This window comes from Paenibacillus sp. FSL R5-0908 (assembly GCF_038006245.1).
GTDB classification, from domain to species: domain Bacteria; phylum Bacillota; class Bacilli; order Paenibacillales; family Paenibacillaceae; genus Paenibacillus_AQ; species Paenibacillus_AQ odorifer.
This window is the reverse complement of the sequence record NZ_JBBOUV010000001.1, coordinates 6,855,482-6,875,117: the sequence shown is the minus strand read 5'-3', so window position 1 is coordinate 6,875,117 and position 19,636 is coordinate 6,855,482. Positions and strand designations below refer to the sequence as shown.

At 38.9% G+C, this 19,636-nt stretch carries 22 protein-coding genes; all 22 read left to right on the top strand.

The annotated features are described in order from the left end of the window. Positions 1–325: 325 nt before the first annotated feature. The 22 genes from MKZ09_RS31275 (at position 326) to fliD (ending at position 19,631) form a co-directional block, all read left to right on the top strand. A complete protein-coding gene (locus MKZ09_RS31275) occupies positions 326–1,006 on the top strand; it encodes a helicase-related protein (protein ID WP_076205579.1) in 681 nt (226 codons plus the stop codon). Next, the gene (locus MKZ09_RS31270; protein WP_256719219.1) at positions 1,003–1,857 is read left to right on the top strand and encodes a ComF family protein; all 855 of its coding nucleotides are present in this window, start codon (positions 1,003–1,005) and stop codon (positions 1,855–1,857) included. The genes MKZ09_RS31275 and MKZ09_RS31270 overlap by 4 nt, the downstream gene beginning before the upstream one ends. A gap of 166 nt (positions 1,858–2,023) precedes the next feature. Then, complete coding sequence (locus tag MKZ09_RS31265; protein ID WP_038574933.1) at positions 2,024–2,434, top strand: TIGR03826 family flagellar region protein; 411 nt, start codon at positions 2,024–2,026, stop codon at positions 2,432–2,434. Positions 2,435–2,537: 103 nt separating this feature from the next. Beyond that, complete coding sequence (flgM, locus tag MKZ09_RS31260) at positions 2,538–2,825, top strand: flagellar biosynthesis anti-sigma factor FlgM (RefSeq protein ID WP_036678454.1); 288 nt, start codon at positions 2,538–2,540, stop codon at positions 2,823–2,825. A 12-nt stretch (positions 2,826–2,837) separates the two neighbouring features. Beyond that, positions 2,838–3,338, top strand: a complete 501-nt coding sequence (locus MKZ09_RS31255) for a flagellar protein FlgN (RefSeq protein WP_036678457.1) — start codon at positions 2,838–2,840, stop codon at positions 3,336–3,338. Positions 3,339–3,392: 54 nt separating this feature from the next. Next, positions 3,393–4,976 carry a flagellar hook-associated protein FlgK gene (gene flgK / locus MKZ09_RS31250; protein WP_076205584.1) on the top strand — a complete coding sequence of 528 codons (1,584 nt, stop codon included), beginning with the start codon at positions 3,393–3,395 and terminating at the stop codon, positions 4,974–4,976. Positions 4,977–4,991: 15 nt separating this feature from the next. Further along, positions 4,992–5,909, top strand: coding sequence for a flagellar hook-associated protein FlgL (gene flgL, locus MKZ09_RS31245; RefSeq protein WP_076205587.1), 918 nt, complete (start codon positions 4,992–4,994; stop codon positions 5,907–5,909). Positions 5,910–5,924: 15 nt separating this feature from the next. Continuing rightward, positions 5,925–6,491, top strand: a complete 567-nt coding sequence (locus MKZ09_RS31240) for a DUF6470 family protein (RefSeq protein ID WP_076205591.1) — start codon at positions 5,925–5,927, stop codon at positions 6,489–6,491. Positions 6,492–6,599: 108 nt separating this feature from the next. Further along, positions 6,600–7,046 (top strand): flagellar assembly protein FliW, encoded by a 447-nt coding sequence (locus MKZ09_RS31235; RefSeq protein WP_076205595.1) that lies wholly within the window; start codon positions 6,600–6,602, stop codon positions 7,044–7,046. A gap of 1 nt (position 7,047) precedes the next feature. Then, positions 7,048–7,290 (top strand): carbon storage regulator CsrA, encoded by a 243-nt coding sequence (csrA, locus tag MKZ09_RS31230; RefSeq protein ID WP_076205599.1) that lies wholly within the window; start codon positions 7,048–7,050, stop codon positions 7,288–7,290. Between the two features lie 245 nt (positions 7,291–7,535). After that, positions 7,536–8,348 carry a flagellin Hag gene (gene hag, locus MKZ09_RS31225; protein ID WP_076123896.1) on the top strand — a complete coding sequence of 271 codons (813 nt, stop codon included), beginning with the start codon at positions 7,536–7,538 and terminating at the stop codon, positions 8,346–8,348. A 76-nt stretch (positions 8,349–8,424) separates the two neighbouring features. Further along, positions 8,425–8,949: a hypothetical protein gene (locus MKZ09_RS31220; protein WP_076205604.1), complete on the top strand. Its 525-nt coding sequence runs from the start codon at positions 8,425–8,427 to the stop codon at positions 8,947–8,949. A gap of 2 nt (positions 8,950–8,951) precedes the next feature. Further along, positions 8,952–10,631: a motility associated factor glycosyltransferase family protein gene (locus MKZ09_RS31215; protein ID WP_179089574.1), complete on the top strand. Its 1,680-nt coding sequence runs from the start codon at positions 8,952–8,954 to the stop codon at positions 10,629–10,631. Positions 10,632–10,637: 6 nt separating this feature from the next. Beyond that, complete coding sequence (locus MKZ09_RS31210) at positions 10,638–11,639, top strand: NAD-dependent 4,6-dehydratase LegB (protein ID WP_076205613.1); 1,002 nt, start codon at positions 10,638–10,640, stop codon at positions 11,637–11,639. Further along, positions 11,636–12,787: a LegC family aminotransferase gene (locus MKZ09_RS31205; protein WP_076205617.1), complete on the top strand. Its 1,152-nt coding sequence runs from the start codon at positions 11,636–11,638 to the stop codon at positions 12,785–12,787. The genes MKZ09_RS31210 and MKZ09_RS31205 overlap by 4 nt, the downstream gene beginning before the upstream one ends. A 15-nt stretch (positions 12,788–12,802) precedes the next feature. Continuing rightward, positions 12,803–13,933: a UDP-N-acetylglucosamine 2-epimerase gene (gene neuC, locus MKZ09_RS31200; protein ID WP_076205620.1), complete on the top strand. Its 1,131-nt coding sequence runs from the start codon at positions 12,803–12,805 to the stop codon at positions 13,931–13,933. Beyond that, positions 13,930–15,009 carry an N-acetylneuraminate synthase gene (gene neuB / locus MKZ09_RS31195; RefSeq protein ID WP_076205623.1) on the top strand — a complete coding sequence of 360 codons (1,080 nt, stop codon included), beginning with the start codon at positions 13,930–13,932 and terminating at the stop codon, positions 15,007–15,009. Before neuC ends, neuB begins: the two co-directional genes overlap by 4 nt. Further along, entirely contained in the window at positions 15,002–15,625 is a 624-nt protein-coding gene (locus MKZ09_RS31190; RefSeq protein WP_076182097.1) for an acetyltransferase, read from the top strand. The genes neuB and MKZ09_RS31190 overlap by 8 nt, the downstream gene beginning before the upstream one ends. A gap of 4 nt (positions 15,626–15,629) precedes the next feature. Further along, positions 15,630–16,679 (top strand): nucleotidyltransferase family protein, encoded by a 1,050-nt coding sequence (locus tag MKZ09_RS31185; RefSeq protein WP_076205626.1) that lies wholly within the window; start codon positions 15,630–15,632, stop codon positions 16,677–16,679. Beyond that, entirely contained in the window at positions 16,676–17,362 is a 687-nt protein-coding gene (locus MKZ09_RS31180) for an acylneuraminate cytidylyltransferase family protein (protein WP_076205629.1), read from the top strand. Before MKZ09_RS31185 ends, MKZ09_RS31180 begins: the two co-directional genes overlap by 4 nt. A gap of 303 nt (positions 17,363–17,665) precedes the next feature. Beyond that, a complete protein-coding gene (locus MKZ09_RS31175; protein ID WP_076205632.1) occupies positions 17,666–18,055 on the top strand; it encodes a flagellar protein FlaG in 390 nt (129 codons plus the stop codon). A gap of 16 nt (positions 18,056–18,071) precedes the next feature. Further along, the gene (gene fliD, locus MKZ09_RS31170) at positions 18,072–19,631 is read left to right on the top strand and encodes a flagellar filament capping protein FliD (protein WP_081394289.1); all 1,560 of its coding nucleotides are present in this window, start codon (positions 18,072–18,074) and stop codon (positions 19,629–19,631) included. Positions 19,632–19,636: the final 5 nt, after the last annotated feature.

The following is a 19,636-nucleotide window of genomic DNA, read 5'->3' as shown; positions in this document are numbered from 1 at the left end:
TTCATATATACTCAATCTCGGAGGCTGGGCAGACTGTACGCCTCAGAAAATTCTCGAACGGGCAACAAGTTATGAGGAACTACATAAATGGATGAGCATCGCAACAAAATCCCCGAGAACCCCATTTCCGACTAAACCAAAACAATCAGATGTATTCTACGTGGTCCACGAAGGAATTTCATATTGTTACATTTACATAAATGGAGAATGGAAACTAGTTGATGCCGCACCTACATGGTTGCGGTAATTTACTCAATTATATAGAAGAAAAACACATTATCGTGTGTAGAATGATATCTACGGATTTCCTTACCACAATGATCCTATGTTGGCCTATGCCGCTGAACAAGCCTGTAAAGTGGACGGCTCTTTCATTTATTTATCAGCTACGCCACCACAAGAAATGCAGCGTTTGGTCCAGTTAGGCAAGCTTCCACATGCCAGAGTGCCTGTCCGCTTCCATGGTCATCCCTTGCCTATCCCGCAGCATTTGAATATGCCTTCTGTTCTAACCTGTCTGAAGCGTGGAAGTATTCCAAGATCGCTTATACAGAATCTTCAAAAGTCACTGGACAGAAAAGCACAAATTTTTCTGTTTGTGTCTCGTATAGCTCATATCGAAGGTTTGCTGGTACTGCTTCGTCGGAGCTTTCCCGGTGTGGTTATTGAAGGCACCTCGTCCAAGGATTCATTTCGGGCAGAGAAGGTAACTGCTTTTCGCAACCATATCATCTCTTTGTTAGTAACTACTACGATCCTGGAACGGGGAGTTACCGTGCCACGCAGTGACGTATTTATTTTGGATGCAGACAGTGGTCTTTTTGACGAAGCCTCTTTGGTACAGATGGCAGGCCGTGCTGGTCGTTCTAAAGATGATCCTGACGGGCATGTTGTATTTGCCTCCCCACAGTGGAGCCGATCCCAGCGTGGAGCGATTGCTCAGATTCGTACTATGAATACCATCGCTCATCGCCAAGGATATATCCGTAAAGGTGGGGCTATATGAATACCAAGCTTACAGGGTTACGAAAATCTTTGTCTTTCCTCCTTACCCCCTCCGTGCCTCAATGTCTAACCTGCGGGAAGTACAGCCCACAGTCCTCACAGCTGCCTGGTATCTGTAAGAATTGTGCGGAATCCATTCCTTGGATACGCGCTCCACGTTGCTTGATATGTGGGCGCCATGTAGGCTGTCCAGACTGCACTCGCAGCGCTGAGCCCTCACCCATTGTATGTAACCGGAGTGCGGTAGCCTACACAAACGAGATGAGAGAATGGCTCGGTCAATATAAATATCGCGGGAATGAACAATATGCCCCTTTGCTTGGACTCATGCTGGATAGAGCTTATTTAACCTTAAAGGAGGAAAAGCAGCAGGAGGCTCTTTCATCCCAGAAGGCATCGTTTTTTCATCTTATTCAACATAAAAGGTACATAAAAAACAGCCTTTGGTCAGCTGATTTATTAGTTCCGGTACCTGTCAGTGATTCCAGGCTTCTAGAACGGGGCTTCAATCAAGCGGAAAGATTGGCCGATGTTCTATCTCGTCATAGGAAGATTCCTCAGCTACCGCTACTAATTCGTACGCATCATACGGGTAAGCAGAGCTTTAAAGGACGTGCGGAGAGACTGGCAGATATGAAGAATGCTTTTGGAGCGAATCCGGCAGTCTCCACACCATTTAAGGATTGGCTGAAAGATAACTCACCTATAAGCCGTCCTATTCGAATTATTATTGTTGATGATATCTATACAACGGGAAGCACGATTCGTGCTTGCGCCGAAATTCTAAAACAAATGGTTTCAAACTATGATTATGCTGCAGAAATCTATAGCCTAACCTGGGCGCGTTCCTAAAGCGAAAATGCATGATTGTGAACAGCTATATCCATTCCATTAAGGATTAGTTGCGGATGGTAGCGTTTCTTCTGTCCCATAGACGAATTCCTTGCAATCATGTAATCTAGGAGCATAAGAATATTATGCATTGCACAGAATGTACGGAGAGGAGCGGCTGCTTGTTATGAATCTAGACAATTGTCCAAGGTGCGGCCGGTTGTTTGTCAAGAATCTTATGGGGTTGTGCCAGGCCTGTATCAAAGAGCTGGAGCATGAATATGAGATCTGCGTGAATTATTTACGGGAAAACAAAGGAACCAACATTCAGGAGCTCTCCGATGCTACGGGGATTTCTATTAAAGAGATTACCCGCTTTATTCGAGAAGGCCGGATTTCTATAGCTAATGCACCCAATATGATGTACCCTTGCGAAGTGTGTGGTACACTGATTCGGGATGGCCATATGTGTGACAGCTGTCGTAGCCGGCTCAGGAAAGATCTCACGAATGCTGTCAAGGAAAATTCTGCTGAGGATACTACTAAAAAGACATCTGATGGTGCATATCGTGCCATAGATAAGCTGCGTGACCTATAAAATCTGCAAAAAAACGTTTGCAGCTATAAAGAATGTTTCAGTCTACGCCGATAAACTTAGTAAAGATTATCGGCTTTTTTATATTAGAAGGAAGGTGGAAGTTATGAAAATTAACGAGACCGGACGAATTAACGCGATTAATCCGTATCAACGCAGCGCGGAAGCGCAAAGGCAGGAACAAATGAAGAAAAGCACACGCAAGGATGAGGTTTCGATCTCTGATGAAGCGATTCAACTCTTGCAAGCACAAAACACTGGCAAGAATGATCCAGAACGCGCACTTAAGATCGACAATCTAAAGCAGCAGGTCTCCGCAGGTACCTATCAAGTTGATGCATCTAAGCTAGCAGAGAAACTCGCCCCTTACTTTAAGCAATCCTCCGAGAATTAGGTGAAAACATCCATGGCATTGACGACATTAATAGAACTATTGGAGCGGCTAGATGGAGTGCATGTTCAAATGCTGGATCTGGCCGCTGAGAAGAAACAGACGATTATGGATAACAAGGTGGATGCGTTAATCGACATCCTTAACCGTGAGTCCAAGCTAATGAAGGTAATTGGGCAGCTCGAGGAAGAGCGAATATTAGCCGCATATACCGTTTTACAAGGCGTGGGTATTCGTTCCAACCTAAACCTGAATCTAACGGAGCTGTCCAGGCTTATCTTTGACCCTGAAGACAAGGCACGACTGCTGCATATTCAGCAGAAGCTTTCGGGTACTTTGCATCGCCTGAAAGAAGCCAATGACCTAAATCAGAAGCTGATAGAGCAGTCGCTTACATTTATAGATTATTCTTTGGATCTGTTGGTCGGAAGACCAAATCAGGATATCACTTATCATCGTCCGTCCGACAAAGGCAACAACGTAAATCGGTCGGGGATTTTTGATGCACGAGGTTAGAATTGTACTGATGAAGTGTTCTGCCAGAGCAGAACATAAGGAGGAGTAAGAAGCATGACATCCACATTTCACTCGATAGAGACGGCGAGACGCAGCCTTTTTACTCAGACCGCAGCTCTTAATACAACTGGACACAATATCGCTAATGCGAATACCGAAGGTTATACTCGTCAACGTGTTAATATGCAAGCCTCTTTACCTATTGAAGCGTACGGATTGTTAAAATCTACCGTTCCAGGTCAAATGGGTACAGGGGTGGAATTCTCATCTATCGATCGGATTCGAGAAATGTTTCTGGATGATCAGTACCGTGGCGAGAACTCTGCTTTCGGCAACTGGAGTCTTCAAGCAGATACGCTTTCTAAGCTGGAAGCTATCGTTAATGAACCATCGGATACAGGCATTCGTACAGTTCTGGATAACTTTTGGAAATCATGGTCGGATCTGAGTAAGAACCCTGAAGATCCAACGGCACGTAAGATTGTAGTGCAAACTGCACAATCTTTGACAGATGCTATGAACTATATGAGCACACAACTGAATAATCTGGAGCGGGATCTAACCACTAATATAGATGTTAAGGCAAAAGAAGCTCAGGGTTACCTGACCGCAATTGCAGATCTAAATAAATCCATTTATAAGATTGAGGGTATGGGAGATCATGCGAACGATCTACGTGATCAACGCGACCTGATGGCGGACAAGCTCTCCAAAATTGCTAATATTACTGTTGTAGAGACGGAGGCAGGTTATAACATTTCTCTGGGTGGACAACCTCTCGTAGAGGGTGGAGAAGTTACTGCAACCGTAGATGGCGCGTTTCTCAATAATGCTTATGCCTCCGGAACTTTAAAGGGCGGCGAGGCTTACGGGATGATTTTTTCCAATAATACCTATGTTGCCGATTACAAGAAACAGCTCAATGATTTGGCGAGCACTATTGCTACAGGTGACGTTGAAATTACAGTGCCAGCTGGCTCCAATCTTCCTGAGGGCACAGTGTTGACTAGCGATGCCAAGATTACACAAGCTGACGGTACCGTAGTTACTTTGACCGCTGGTCAGGCCATGCCTAAGGGCGCAACAATGTATGAGGACGCCAAGACCATTGTCAAAGGGTTAAACGGACTTCACAAGTTAGGTTACGCGATGGATGGAAGCGTCGGACGCGATTTCTTTGTAACATCAGGTGAGGCTGGAACGATCAAACTTAATCCCGAAATTGCAGCTGACGTAAACCTATTTGCAACTTCATTACGTACAACTGTTGATGCGAATGGAAATACGCAAGTCGTTAAAGGAAATAACACCTTGGCACTTCTATTGACGAACCTGAAGGATAGTAAATTTACTAAGCCAGACGGTAGTGTGAGCAACACTGTTGGTGGGCTTTTTAGCTCTATGGTTGGTCAGTTGGGTATTCAATCCCAAGAGGCTGCACGTCAGACGGATAACTCAGATTATCTCGTAGAGCAAGTTAACTCCCGTCGTCAATCAGTCAGCGGTGTATCCCTGGATGAAGAAATGTCGAATATGCTAGTGTTCCAGCATGCTTATAGTGCCGCAGCGCGTTTTATGACTACTTTTGATGAACTGCTCGACAAATTGATTAATTCCACCGGCACAGTCGGCAGATAAAAGGAGATATAGCGTATGTTGAGAGTAACCTCTAACATGATGAATTCACAGCTTCTGCTTAACCTAAATCGCAATGCACGTACGATGAACGATACACAGTTACAGCTTTCCAGCGGACGCAAGATCAATAAGCCTTCCGATGATCCGGTAGGAATCACGTATTCCCTGCGCTACCGTGCAGAGCTTTCCTCTAACGAACAATATACTAAGAATGTAGATAGCGCTCTTTCGTGGCTAGATTATAATGATACAGTTCTAGGTCAAGCTGGAGATGTTGTTCAAAAAATTCGTGAATTGACAGTACAAGCAGGGACAGGAACTAATCCGCAGTCCGCGCTTGATAGTATCAATTCAGAAGTGTTGCAATTGAAAGAACAGCTTGTGGATATTGCTAACAGCACACTAAATGGTAAATATATCTTTAATGGTGAACAATACAATACCAAACCTTATGATTTTGCTAAAGGTGCAGATGGTACCTATGATGTAACTAAGCCGATTACTACAGATACTGGGCAGATTCAGTTTATTGTAGGTGAGGGTGTACGTATGCCTATTAGTACTAGTGGCAATGACGTGTTTGGCAGAACTGGTGAAGCGGATAATTTATTTACCATTATTAATAATATTTCTGGTGCCTTACAATCGGGTGATATTACTGCAGTTTCTAATCAACTTGCAAATATTGATACGCGCATGGATAACCTATTAACGGTCCGTTCAGAAATAGGAGCTAAGACCAATAGGGTAGAACTAATGCAGGAGCGTTTGAGCGATTTAAATATCAATCTTACTGATTTGCAGGCCAAGACGGAAGATGCTGATTACGAAGGTTTGATTATGCAGTCTAAGATTCAAGAAAATATATATAACGCCTCATTATCTGTTGGTGCAAAGATTATATCTACAACTCTCGTGGACTTTATCAGATAACGGAGGTGGTTTTCATTGCTTCAGCCGATATTGCAAATCCGTCAGACGCCTGCTGTGATTGGGATTGATGCTGATCCGGGCACCTATTCGATTTCTCAGCCTAATGCTGAAGTCAATGTAACAACGACACCGGGACAACTAACGGTTAAATCCACTCGGCCTGAGCTTACCATAGATCAATCTCGTGCATGGGCAGCCTATAATGGTGGCAATATGTTTGATATGAACAAACGTATCTATTCTGGCATCCAGCAGCTTTATCTTCAGGGTATCGCCAAAAAGGTTGAGCAGGGTAATCGGATGGCAGAGTTTTTTAAACCAGGTAATACGATTGCAGAAGTGTATGGCACAGATACGGAACCTAATTCATTTCCTGAGACTCGTGGGCCAGCATCATATGATAATGTCGATATTCACTTTGAGACTAGAGCTCCTCAAATTAATTTTCGGGCCGCCCATGTTGACGTACAGGTGGAAAAACGTAATCCTGAGATTGAATATACCCGAGGTAAGTTAAATATATATATGCAGCAATATGCAACCATAAAGTTTTTTTTACCTGAAGTTAACGTTCAATTGTAGGTCTTTAAAGCTATAGATGTGCTGGGAAGCGCCTCTATAGCTTTTGTGCTATAAATAGTTTGGTAGTAGTATTTTTATAATGCTAGTTATTTTGAGGAGTGAACAACTTTGATTATAGAAACAATATCTTGGGGCGAGATCGATGTAGATGAGGAACAGTTATATCATTTCCCTAAAGGATTACCCGGTTTTGAGGAAGAAACAGACTTCGCTTTAATTGCTGTGGAAGAGACACCTTTTTGGTACTTACAGTCTATGAAGGAAAAGGGACTGTCCTTTTTGCTAAGTGATCCATTTGTATTTTATCCATCTTATGAGTTTGATCTTCCAGATGATGAAGCGGACGAGCTAGGGATCGACAAACAGATTGTCGTTCGTTGTATTATTACTCTGAAGGAACAAGTTGATCATTCTACGATTAATCTCCTTGCACCCATTGTATTGAATCCAGTGAAGCATTCCGGGAAACAGATCGTTCTGCATACAGCTCCTTATCATACGAAGCATAGCCTTCTGCAGGAACAGTCGGTTATCGATGGAAAGGATGGTGTGTGATATGCTTGTACTTACTCGCAAAAAAGGCGAATCCATCGTTATTCAGGACCAGATAGAGTTGACGATCCTAAGTGTGGAAGGTGATACAGTCAAGGTAGGCATCTCGGCGCCTAAGCATGTCGATATTCTGCGTAAAGAAGTATACCTTTCTATTCAAGAGGCTAATCGTGAGTCTGTTGCTCCTTTACAGACTGATTTGAATGCCTTGATCCATCGATTTCATGGAGAAAAAAAGAACGATTAACAGACATGTTTTTAATCGTAGAAACTGAAACCTAGAGCTGCTAAAATGCAGACTTAGGTTTTTTTATTTGGTTTGATTATGTTTTTTGAGAAAAATTTTAAAAAAACATCGAAATACTCTAAACTGTTGGGCGTACGCCGTCGATATATGTAGTAGACGCTGAACCTGCAGGGCGGCCGACCTTAAAGGTTTAGCGTTTACCACATGGATGTGGAACTAACTTAATTTCAGGGAGGAAATATCAAATGATTATCAACCACAATATCGCTGCAATGAACACACACCGTCAGTTGGGTGTAAACACTGCTGCAACTAGCAAAAACATTGAAAAATTGTCTTCAGGTCTTCGTATTAACCGTGCAGGTGATGATGCAGCTGGTCTAGCAATCTCCGAAAAAATGCGTGGACAAATTCGTGGCTTGGATCAAGCTACTCGTAACGCTCAAGATGGTATCTCGTTGATTCAAACAGCTGAGGGTGCATTGAATGAAACTCACTCCATCCTGCAACGTATGCGTGAGTTAGCAGTACAATCTTCGAATGATACGAATACTGATGCCGATCGTACGGAGCTTCAAAAAGAAGTTACAGCTCTTACAGCTGAAATTGATCGCATTTCTACTACTACAGAATTCAATACTCAAAACTTGCTTGACGGTAAGTTTACAGGTAAACAAATTCATATCGGTGCGAACGCTGGACAAACCTTGTCAGTAAAAATCTCAACTATGGGATCTAAAGCTCTCGGAATTAGTGGTTTGAGCTTGTCTAAACAAACTTCAGCGAATAAAGCAATTACTGCAATTGCTAAGGCAATTTCACGTGTATCAGCACAACGCTCATCTTTGGGTGCAATTCAAAACCGCTTGGAACACACAATTAACAACTTGGGTACATCTTCTGAAAACTTATCGGCTGCTGAATCCCGTATTCGTGACGTTGATATGGCTAAAGAAATGATGAACCAAACTAAGAACTCTATCTTAGCTCAAGCAGCACAAGCAATGTTGGCTCAAGCCAACCAACAACCTCAAGGGGTTCTTCAACTTCTTAGATAATAGTTTGAGTTAAGATTATAATGAGGTAGATGGCGTAACCGCTATCTACCTTGTTTGCTAATGAGGAGAATGAAAAATGATCTATTATATTAATGGAGAAAAGTTCAACCAGAAGGAAAACCTCCAAGAAACTTATCAAGATTTGGTTTTATATCTAAATCAAATTTCATCAATCATTGTGAATAATGCGGGAGAACCTCTCGATGAATTGGATATAAAGGATCTTTTGAAGGAAAATAACAATCTAATTTTTGAAACAAAGTTGATTATAGATCATGAAAAAGAAGTACTTTTAAACGTCTACCAGTTTTCAAAAGAACTTTTATTAACAATTGAGAACTTGAATTTGAAAAGCAATGAAGATATATTGTCAGCGTTTTCTGAGTTGTCTTCCACATTATTAGAGTTATCGAATGTGGACAGTTATTTTAATCTCAATAAGATTAATAAGACGAGTATAGAATTAACTGTGAGACAAGCAGAAGAAAAAATAGTGGAAAATGATTACTCATCTGTTGTTGAGATTATCGAACTAATCTACTCAGAATGGATTGAGGATTTTATAGAGGAATTAGAAACCAGAAAGGGAATCATTCATTGAGCATGTATGAAATAATAAATGGAACAGCCGATGATGGAAGTCAGATATATATATATAAATCAGATTGTGTAAATATTCCATTAAATTCTAAAATCTCTCCTAAGAGAGAAATAGCTAAACTTTTAAAAAAAGAAATATCAGAGAAAAATAAAATTACATTTGTAATAGGCATTGGAAATGGTGAGATTGTTAAAACGCTTCATTCAGTCTATCAAGATATTCCGAAGGTAATTATAATTGAGCCCTTTCAAGAAGTTGAATTGTACAATGTCACATTAAATGAAATAAAAAAAAGTAAAAATATTGAATTTTATTATTTGAAAGATTTACTGCCAATAATGATAACTTCTATTTTAGAACAATTTAGAGGACTTTCTTCGCAAATAATTATTCATCCTAAGTATGACCAAACTGATTCGGTACTTATAAATGATACTCTAAAACTAATAGAAAAAAGCCTGAGCTTGTATGTAATCAATAATAATACAGTGAATTTTTTTAAAAAAAATTGGATCATAGAGCCTATACTAAACTTAGTATACACCTATGAAATGGATCCTATAGATAAGTTGTTGCGCGAGTTTCGAGGAAAAGGAGCTATATTAGTCGCTTCTGGCCCTTCTTTAACGGATAATATAGATTTTATCAAAAAAGCAAAAGATCATATGTATGTTTTTTGTGTAGGATCTGCTTTAAGGGCGTTGATGAAATATGATATTCATCCTGATTTTGTTGTTTCTATTGACGCTAGTTTAACAAATTATGAAGCTCACTTCAAAGGACTAGAGTATAAAGGTATTGCAATATTTGATACTATGACACATCATTTAATTGTGGAAAACCATCAGGGTCCTGCTCTGAAAATGTTAAGTGAGATGGATGGTATTACGGGAAGTTTATTTCCTGAAATGACTCGATTTATATCTGTTGCTTCGGTCGCTATCTCTACCTTAAACCTAACACATCAACTTGGATTTGAAGAAGTGTATTTAATTGGGCAGGATTTATCATTTATTGATAAGAAATACTATGCCGAAGGTATAACAATACATGAAGGAGTTAGGATAGAAGAGGAGTTATGGGTAGATAGTAATGATGGGCGAAAGGTTTTAACTTCTGAAACACTATACGCACAGATAGATTCATTCAATCAATTAACGAATCTTATAAAGGATCATATCAAAATTTATAATGTTTCGGCAAAAGGTGCAAAGATTAACCACGTTCCATATATCCCTTCTGAAAAAATTAATTACCAGAGGTTTGAAAAAAATGTTTCTTTTAATGTTAATGAAAACATAACGAAAGTCATTGGGAAAGAAAAAGCAATTGATGTAATAAAAAATCTATATCAAATTCTTGATGTGGTAAAAGTAGAAGAAAGAAAAATGAAAAAAATACGTGAAAATATAGTTAATATTTCCGATATAAGAACGTTGTTGAAAAGCGTGAAGAAGTTAAGAAAAGAGCCGCTCGTTGAAGGTTCTTTATTAAATCAGCTGATAGACGATGTTCAAAGAATAAGTAATCATTTTGAATACAATTATAATGAGACACAGACTACAAATGATCAAAGAAAAGAAATGAGAGATAGTATTCACGTGTTATTTATAAAACTAAAGAAATATTTAGAACTATTATTAAACGATGATGAGATTCAAAAGTTTTATTCTAAAGGGTGAATGTAAATGAAGAATAAGGTATTAATAACAGGAGCGGACGGATTCATCGGCTCACATTTAGTAGAAGAACTTATACGCCAGGGATATGATGTACGAGCTTTCGTCTATTATAACTCATTCAACTCGTGGGGATGGCTTGACTCGTTATCAGGTGAGGTTAAGAGAGAGTTAGATGTATTTTCAGGTGATATTCGTGATCCACATGGAGTAAAAGAAGCCATGAAGGGGTGCGATATGGTTTTGCATCTGGCCTCGTTAATTGCAATTCCTTATTCCTACCATTCTCCAGATACGTATGTAGATACAAATATAAAAGGAACATTAAATATACTTCAAGCAGCACGCGAGCTTGGCGTATCTAAAGTAATTCATACGTCAACTAGTGAAGTGTATGGAACTGCTCAATATGTACCTATTAATGAAGAACATCCTTTACAGGGACAATCACCGTATTCTGCATCGAAAATTGGTGCAGATCAAATGGCGTTATCTTTTTATCGTTCGTTTGAAACGCCAGTAGCAATTATCAGACCGTTTAATACGTATGGGCCACGTCAATCTGCACGTGCTGTTATTCCGACGATTATCACACAGATTGCATCGGGTAAGGAGAAGATCAAACTGGGTGCTTTAAGTCCGACGAGAGATTTTAATTATGTTAAAGATACTGTCAGTGGGTTTATTTCAATTATGAATAGTGAAAAAGCACTTGGTGAAGTGATTAATATAGGTAGTAATTATGAAATTTCAATAGGAGACACAGTTAAGACTATTGCTGATGTAATGGACAAAAAACTTGAAATTGAAACAGATGAAGTTCGCTTTCGTCCTGAAAAAAGTGAGGTGGAACGATTGTGGGCTGACAATCAAAAAGCGAAAGAATTGCTCGGCTGGGAACCATCATACGGTGGAATAGAAGGATTTAAACGTGGATTAAAAGAGACAGTTGATTGGTTTACAGATCACGCGAATTTATCAAAATATAAGGCAGATGCATATAACATATGAAAAAGCAGTGGCAGGAAATAATTCAGGGCATAAAAGAAATTTATGGTAATAAAGACTTTATTCCCTTACATGAGCCTACCTTCAGTGACAAAGAAGTTGAGTATGCAACGGACTGTATTCGAACAGGGTGGGTCTCATCTGTTGGTAAATATGTCGATGAGTTTGAGAAGAGGCTTGTAGAATATACAGGTGTGAAGCGAGCTGTTGCTGTTGTTAATGGTACTGCTGCTTTGCATATTGCGTTAAAAATTGCTGGTGTGCAGGCGAATGATGAGGTTTTTATGCCGGCGCTTACATTTATAGCGACAGCAAACGCGGTTTCATACTTACAGGCAGTTCCTCATTTTATTGATGTTTCTGAAGAAACATTAGGCATTGATCCCAAAAAACTTGAAGAATATATTCGAGAGATAGGTGAGATACACAATAACCAGCTCATTAATAAAATGACGGGCCGTGTAATACGGGCTATAGTTCCCATGCATACATTTGGTCATCCTGTAGATATTGATCCGTTAATTGATGTTTGTAAACGGTATAATCTTGTTCTTGTCGAAGATGCAGCGGAATCACTGGGTTCTTATTATAAGGGAAAGCACACTGGGGGATTTGGCCTTGTAGGCGCGCTCAGTTTTAATGGTAACAAAATCATGACCACTGGTGGTGGTGGGGCGATATTAACGAATGACGAACAACTTGCAGATTATGCAAAACATATTACTACAACTGCCAAAATACCGCATCGTTGGGAATACCGTCATGATGAGATAGGGTATAATTACCGAATGCCCAATATTAATGCAGCTCTAGGATGTGCTCAAATTGAAAAGATGGATGTATTTCTTGCAAAAAAAAGAGAGTTAACTCGAAATTATAAAAAGTTATTTGAGGAAATAGATGGAGTAGATTTATTTGTAGAACCTGCTTTTGGAACGAGTAATTACTGGCTTCAAACCATTATCCTTGATTCGGAGCAACACAGTCGTGATGAGGTGCTAGATTTATTGAATAAGGATGGAGCAATGGCAAGGCCAATTTGGACGCCAATGAATGAGTTAACTCCTTATATGCATTGCCCAAAAGGTGATTTGACAGTGACAAATGAGCTGAATAAAAGGGTTATTAACATTCCATCGACTCCTCTTTGAAAGGGGTAATCAACTATGAATAAACGTAAAATTTGTGTTGTCACTGGAACACGATCTGAATATGGGTTGTTGTATTGGTTGATGAAAGAAATCCATTCTGATGCTGAATTGGAACTACAATTAGTTGTTACTGGGATGCATTTATCTCCTGAATTTGGCCTAACTTATAAGCAAATTGAGGAAGATGGATTTACAATTGATAAAAAAGTAGAGATACTCTTGTCATCAGATACCTCTGTAGGTGTAGTTAAATCAATTGGAATTGCAACAATAGGATTTGCCGATGCGCTTGATCAATTAAATCCTGATTTAATTGTTATCTTAGGAGATCGATTTGAAATGTTGGCTGTGTCACAGGCTGCACTAATCATCGGTATCCCGATTGCACATTTACATGGTGGAGAGTTAACCTTTGGCGCATTTGATGACTCTATTCGTCACTCTATTACGAAGTTGGCCACGTGGCATTTCACTAGTACCGAAGTACATAAACAACGAGTAATTCAACTTGGTGAATCACCAGATCGAGTGTGGAATGTGGGGGCGTTAGGAATTGAAAATATTTTGAAAGTGCCACTTTTATCAAAAGATGAGCTATACAATCAGTTAAGTCTTGATAAAAACAGGTCACTTTTGCTTATTACATATCATCCTGAAACACATGGAGATAGGGATGGAATTCATCCGTTATTAAGGGCTTTAAGTGAATATACAAATGTGAACTTGCTCTTTACAAAAGCGAATGCCGATAATGGTGGACGTTATATTAACGAAGAGATCGAAAAGTATACTAAACAAAATGAGACTGCCTTCTTGTTTGATTCGCTTGGGCAATTGCGGTACTTGAGTGCAGTTAAACATGCTGAATCTGTTATTGGTAATTCATCCAGTGGGCTTATTGAAGTCCCCTATCTACAAACGCCTACTGTAAATTGTGGTAATAGGCAGGCGGGGAGACAAAGACCGTCATCGGTTTTTGATGTTGAGTTAGATGAAGAATCTATTAAAAATGGCATTGAACAAGCTCTGCAATATGCTGGGCCGTATGAACAGCTCTTTGGTGATGGAAATGCTTCTCGCAAAATAGTGGAAATTCTTAAAGATATACCTTCCTATTTGATTCAGAAGGAGTTTTATGACTTATGAATAATCAAGTATATATAATCGCCGAAGCTGGTGTAAATCATAATGGTTCTCTTGATCTTGCTTTTAGACTAGTTGACGCAGCAGTGCAAGCTGGAGTAGATGCGGTAAAATTTCAAACCTATAAGACAGAAAATCTTGTCACCAAAAATGCAAAACAGGCAGAGTATCAAGTGGAGAACATTGGAGAAGAGACCTCACAATTTGCAATGTTAAAGAATCTAGAACTTTCGTATGAAGAGTTTTTTCGAATTAAGGCTTATTGCGATGAGAAAAAAATTGAATTTCTATCTACACCCTTTGATCGTGAAAGTATCGATTTTTTAGTAGATGAACTCGCGATTCGTACTGTGAAAATTTCGTCTGGTGAATTAACAAACACACCGTTCGTTCATTATATTGCTACAAAACGTAAACCAATAATTTTATCAACAGGTATGGCAACTATTGAAGATATACATGAATCTTTGTCCTTCATTGCCTACGGTCTGGCGTATCCAACATATGAAGTGAAAATAGAAGCTGTGCAAAAGTTTTACCCCTCCTCTGAGGCAAAGAAGTGGTTGAAGGATTATGTAACGGTATTGCACTGTACAACTGAATATCCAACTCCATACGGAGATATTAATTTGCAGGCGATTGATCATTTAACAAGGGAGACCCAATTAGACGTGGGGTTATCTGATCATTCAGAGGGGATATACGTGCCTGTAGCTGCGGTTGCCCGTGGTGCTCAGGTTATTGAAAAACATTTTACAACAAGTAGGCTGTTGCCCGGTCCAGACCACCTCGCATCCTTAGAGCCAGATGAATTACAAGAGATGGTGAAGGCAATCCGCATTATTGAACTCTCATTAGGAGATGGAAATAAAAAGCCAACTATTAAAGAGCAGACAAATCAAATCGCTGCTCGTAAAAGCTTAGTAGCTGCGAAGTCAATTATGATTGGAGATACTATTACTAAAGAAAATTTAACTGTCAAAAGACCGGGAAGTGGGATGGCTCCTTCGCAATATTGGTCACTAATCGGTAAAAAGGCATCGAAAAGCTATAGTGAAGATGAGCTAATTGATGAGTAAGCCTGTCATCCTTATTGGAAACGGTGGCCACGCAGCTGTTATAACTGATATTCTGTTACAGCAAAAACGGTCAATTATGGGTTTCACAGCACCGGAAAAACAAGAGAATCGTTTTGGACTTTCATATCTTGGCACAGATAAAGTCATTGACTCATACAATATTTCTGATATTGAACTTGTACTTTGTTTAGGTTCTATTGGAGTACCTTATATTAGAGCGGATATATTTCAGCAATTTAAAACAAAGGGTTATACATTTTCCTCAGTCATTCATCGAAATGCAATTATTTCTCCTTACTCAAAATTAGGAGAGGGTGTGCAAATTATGGCGAGTGCTGTTATTGAATCTTTTGCAAGTGTTGCCGATAATACTATTATAAACACATCTTCAAGTATCAACCACGACTGCTCAGTTGGAAGTAGTTCTCACATTGCGCCCGGAGTTACACTTTCTGGAAACGTGATAGTCGGTGATTTAACACATATTGGAGCAGGATCGACAATTATTCAAAACGTTCAGATTGGAAGTCAAGTAATAATTGGAGCAGGATCGCTAGTTTTGCAGACGATAAGGGATAGAAGCAAGGCATACGGAACTCCCGCTAAGGAAGTGTAGAATAATGACAAAGTGGAGAAAAATTTTGATAAGCCCTCAAGTAACGATTTTGCAAACTATGAAATTAATTGATGATTCTGCATTACAATTCGCAATAGTCGTAGATGAAAACAGGTGTTTACTTGGGACCGTTACAGATGGCGACATTCGCCGAGGACTCTTAAAGGGTTTATCTTTAGATACTTCAATTCAAAAAGTCATGAATGAAACTCCTATATACGAAAACGCTGGAAAGAAGCAGTTTTATTATAAAGAAGTAATGAAAAAGCTGAAATTAAAGCAGCTGCCGATTGTAAATCAAGAAAAGCAGATTCTTGATGTTATTTTTGTGGATAATATTGTAGAAACGTCGCAAAAAGAAAATACCGTTATATTAATGGCTGGCGGTCTTGGGACGAGACTTCGTCCTTTGACGGATCATGTGCCGAAACCTATGTTGAAAGTTGGAGACAAACCTATTTTAGAAACAATTATTGAAAGTTTTAAAGGTTTTGGATTTACTAATTTCATTTTGTCGGTAAATTATAAGAAGGAAATAATTAAAGATTATTTTCAAGATGGATCTCATCTCGATGTGAATATATCATATATAGAAGAAACAAAGAGGCTCGGTACAGCAGGTGCATTGTCACTTATAGTGGAGAAGCCCGACCATCCTTTTTTTGTGATGAATGGAGATCTTTTGACTAAAGTTAACTATGAGCAACTACTCAATTTTCATAGTGAAACCAATTCTGTTGCGACAATGTGTGTAAGGGAGTATGAGTATCAGATACCATATGGTGTTTTAGAGATGGAGAATCACCGCTTGTTATCGATTGAAGAAAAACCGATTCATAAAAGTTTTGTTAATGCAGGTATTTATGTGTTAAGTCCTGAGGTTTTAAGTGAGATTCCCCAAAATGAATTTTATGATATGCCAGATCTTTTTAAGAAATTGATGAATGAACAAATAGACGCGTCAGCTTTTCCCTTGAGAGAGTATTGGCTTGATATAGGACGATTGGATGATTATGAAAAGGCTAACTATGAATTTTATGGAGGCTTAGTATGATAAAAAATAAAAAAATACTAGCCATTATCCCCGCACGCGGTGGCTCAAAAGGGCTTCCAAGAAAAAATATTCGTGAATTAGCAGGGAAACCTTTGATTGCATGGACGATAGAGGCTGGGCGAAAATCTAAATATATAGATAGGTTAATTGTATCATCAGAAGACTCCGAAATAATCGAAGTAGCAAAGGAATATGGAGCAGAGATCCCTTTTGTTCGCCCGAAGCATCTTGCAGAGGATGAATCCTTAGGATTGGATCCGGTATTTCATGCATTGGGAGAGTTGCCTGGCTATGATATTGTAGTTCTACTACAACCGACATCACCGTTGCGCTTAACTGAGGATATTGATGCTTGTATTGAACAACTAATAGTTTCAGGGGTACCTGCATGCGTCAGTATGTCAGAGACAGAAATATTACCCTATTGGATGTATACTTTGCAAGATAGTGGATTAATGAAACCTATTATTACAAAAAAAGAAATCGGGATTAGGCGGCAAGATTTACCACCTGTTTATATTTTGAATGGTGCAGTTTATGTTGCAGAGATAGAATGGTTGTTTAGAGCAAAGTCATTTATAACAGAAGAAACTTCAGCATTTATTATGCCTAATAGCAGATCTTATGATATTGATACCGAAGAAGACTTCTTGTTGTGTGAGTGGAAGATGAACAAGGATTAGGTATATTGTTTTTTTTGAGAGCATTATGTTTAAGAATAATATATATCTAATCACCTTTTAAGGCTTCTCTACGGAGAGGCTTGTTTTGTTTTGCTCGTTTAGTTTGAAAAATAAGCTCGCGTAAAAAACTAATAACCTTAACAATGAAACTAATATTCAGACTAGGGTCTCGGAGGCTATAAGCATTTGAAGCATAATCGAGAGAAACTTATATTTCTTTATTCTCAAGGATAAGTCCTAAAGTATCCCAGAAATCAACCGATATATAGAGTATAATATGAGCGCTGTTGGAGGTCGGGGTATATGAATGTACAGTTTTCTTTATCTGCCAGTTCTATGTCTTTCGGACAAAGCAGACATGAGGTAACATCTGGAGCTTTACCGGAGAAGGTTCAAAGTAATACGGTTACTATTCGCGATGCTAAAGATATCAGTCTGAAAGAAAAGCAAGGTGAGAATATAACCGTTGCTGAGGAACAGCTTATTCGTACGATTGAGCGAGCAGTGAAATCTCTACAGGGTCCCCAAACCGCACTAGCAATCAGCATCCACGAGAAAACGCATGATATTATTGTAAAAGTGCTTAATAAGGAAACCGGAGAACTTATTCGTGAAGTACCACCAGAGAAGACTCTGGATTTAGTAGCTAAAATGATGGAAATTGCAGGTATTCTTGTAGACGAAAAAATATAATGTAGGGGGTACTAATTTGGTTACAAGAATTAATGGGTTTTCAGGGATGGACATAGATAGTATGGTCAAGAGTATGATGGCCGTCAAGCGTGTCCCACTGGACAAACTATACCAACAAAAAGAAATTTTGAATTGGACCAGAGATAGCTACCGTGAAATCAGTAGTAAACTATATGACTTTCGAATTAATAAGTTATCAGATAAATATAATTTATCATCTGCATTAAACTCAAATAAAGCTGTTGTTACTGGTAATACCAGTGCAGTCAAAGCCGAGTCGACATCCACCGCTAACGGAATAGATATGGATGTCACAGTAAAGCAGTTAGCAACCAGTACTACGTTAGAGACAAATGGAGTAGGGCTAAATAAAACTGGGAAAACAACACTGGCAGAACTTGTAACAGGTAAAGCTTTTAACGATCTTACTGATGCAGAAAAGGAAAAAGATTATACTCTAAATATTAACGGCGTCAGCTTCAGTAGCGTGAATGATGCAACGAAATCTTTATTTACTGGAGCTACGTCTATTTCTACTTTAGTATCAACAATTAATGCTGACAGTAAAGCCGGTGTTATCGCAAGTTTTGATGAGATCACAGGGAAATTGATTATTCGATCTAAGACAAGTGGTGCTCCGAGTAATGATCCGACAAGTATGGATGGTAAAATAGTATTAGGAGCAGATAACACCATACTAAGTAATGTTTTTAATGGTATTAAGCAATATACCAATTCAGATGGAAGTTTGTCGGACACAAAACCTGGAGTAGATGCTGTTATCAGCATAAATGGTTCTAGCGACATAAAACAAAAGAGTAATACGTTCACTATAAATGGAGTACAACTTACATTGCTTGCTGAAACTGGTGGGAACGGAACAACCAAGATCAGTAATCAATCTGATCCAGATAATGCTATCAAAAATATAAAAAGTTTTATCGAAGACTATAACAGTCTACTTGAATTGTTTAACAAGAAAGTGAATGAAGCTAAGTATAGTGATTTTACTCCTCTTACTGATGAGCAAAAGAAGGAAATGAAAGAAAGTGAAATTCTAACTTGGACTCAGAAGGCTCAAAGCGGGCTTCTTAAAAATGATGACATCTTAAGATCAACCATATCGTCCATGCGTATGGTTATCTCTGAAAAAATGGGTAAACTAAGTGAGTTGGGCATTACAACGGGGAATTATTCTGAGGGCGGAAAATTAATAATTAATGAAGCGAAACTCAAATTAGCGATTAGTAATAATCCTCAAAGTGTAATAGATGTATTCCAAGGTTCTGCTAGTGAACCAAATGAGGGGCTTTTTGATAAATTGGGAGATACATTGGCTAAACCATTGGAAAGTATCTCTATACGTGCAGGTACTAACAAGTATACTGCTGACGTCACTAGTACATTTAAAGAAGAGAGTGTTATGGGTAAAAAGCTCAAAGATTACAATACTCGAATAAACAATATGCTGACAATATTAACAAATGCTGAGACACGTTATTATAAACAGTTTTCAGCGATGGAGACAGCTATGAATAAGCTAACGACACAATCTTCCAGTCTGTTATCCAGTTAATACAA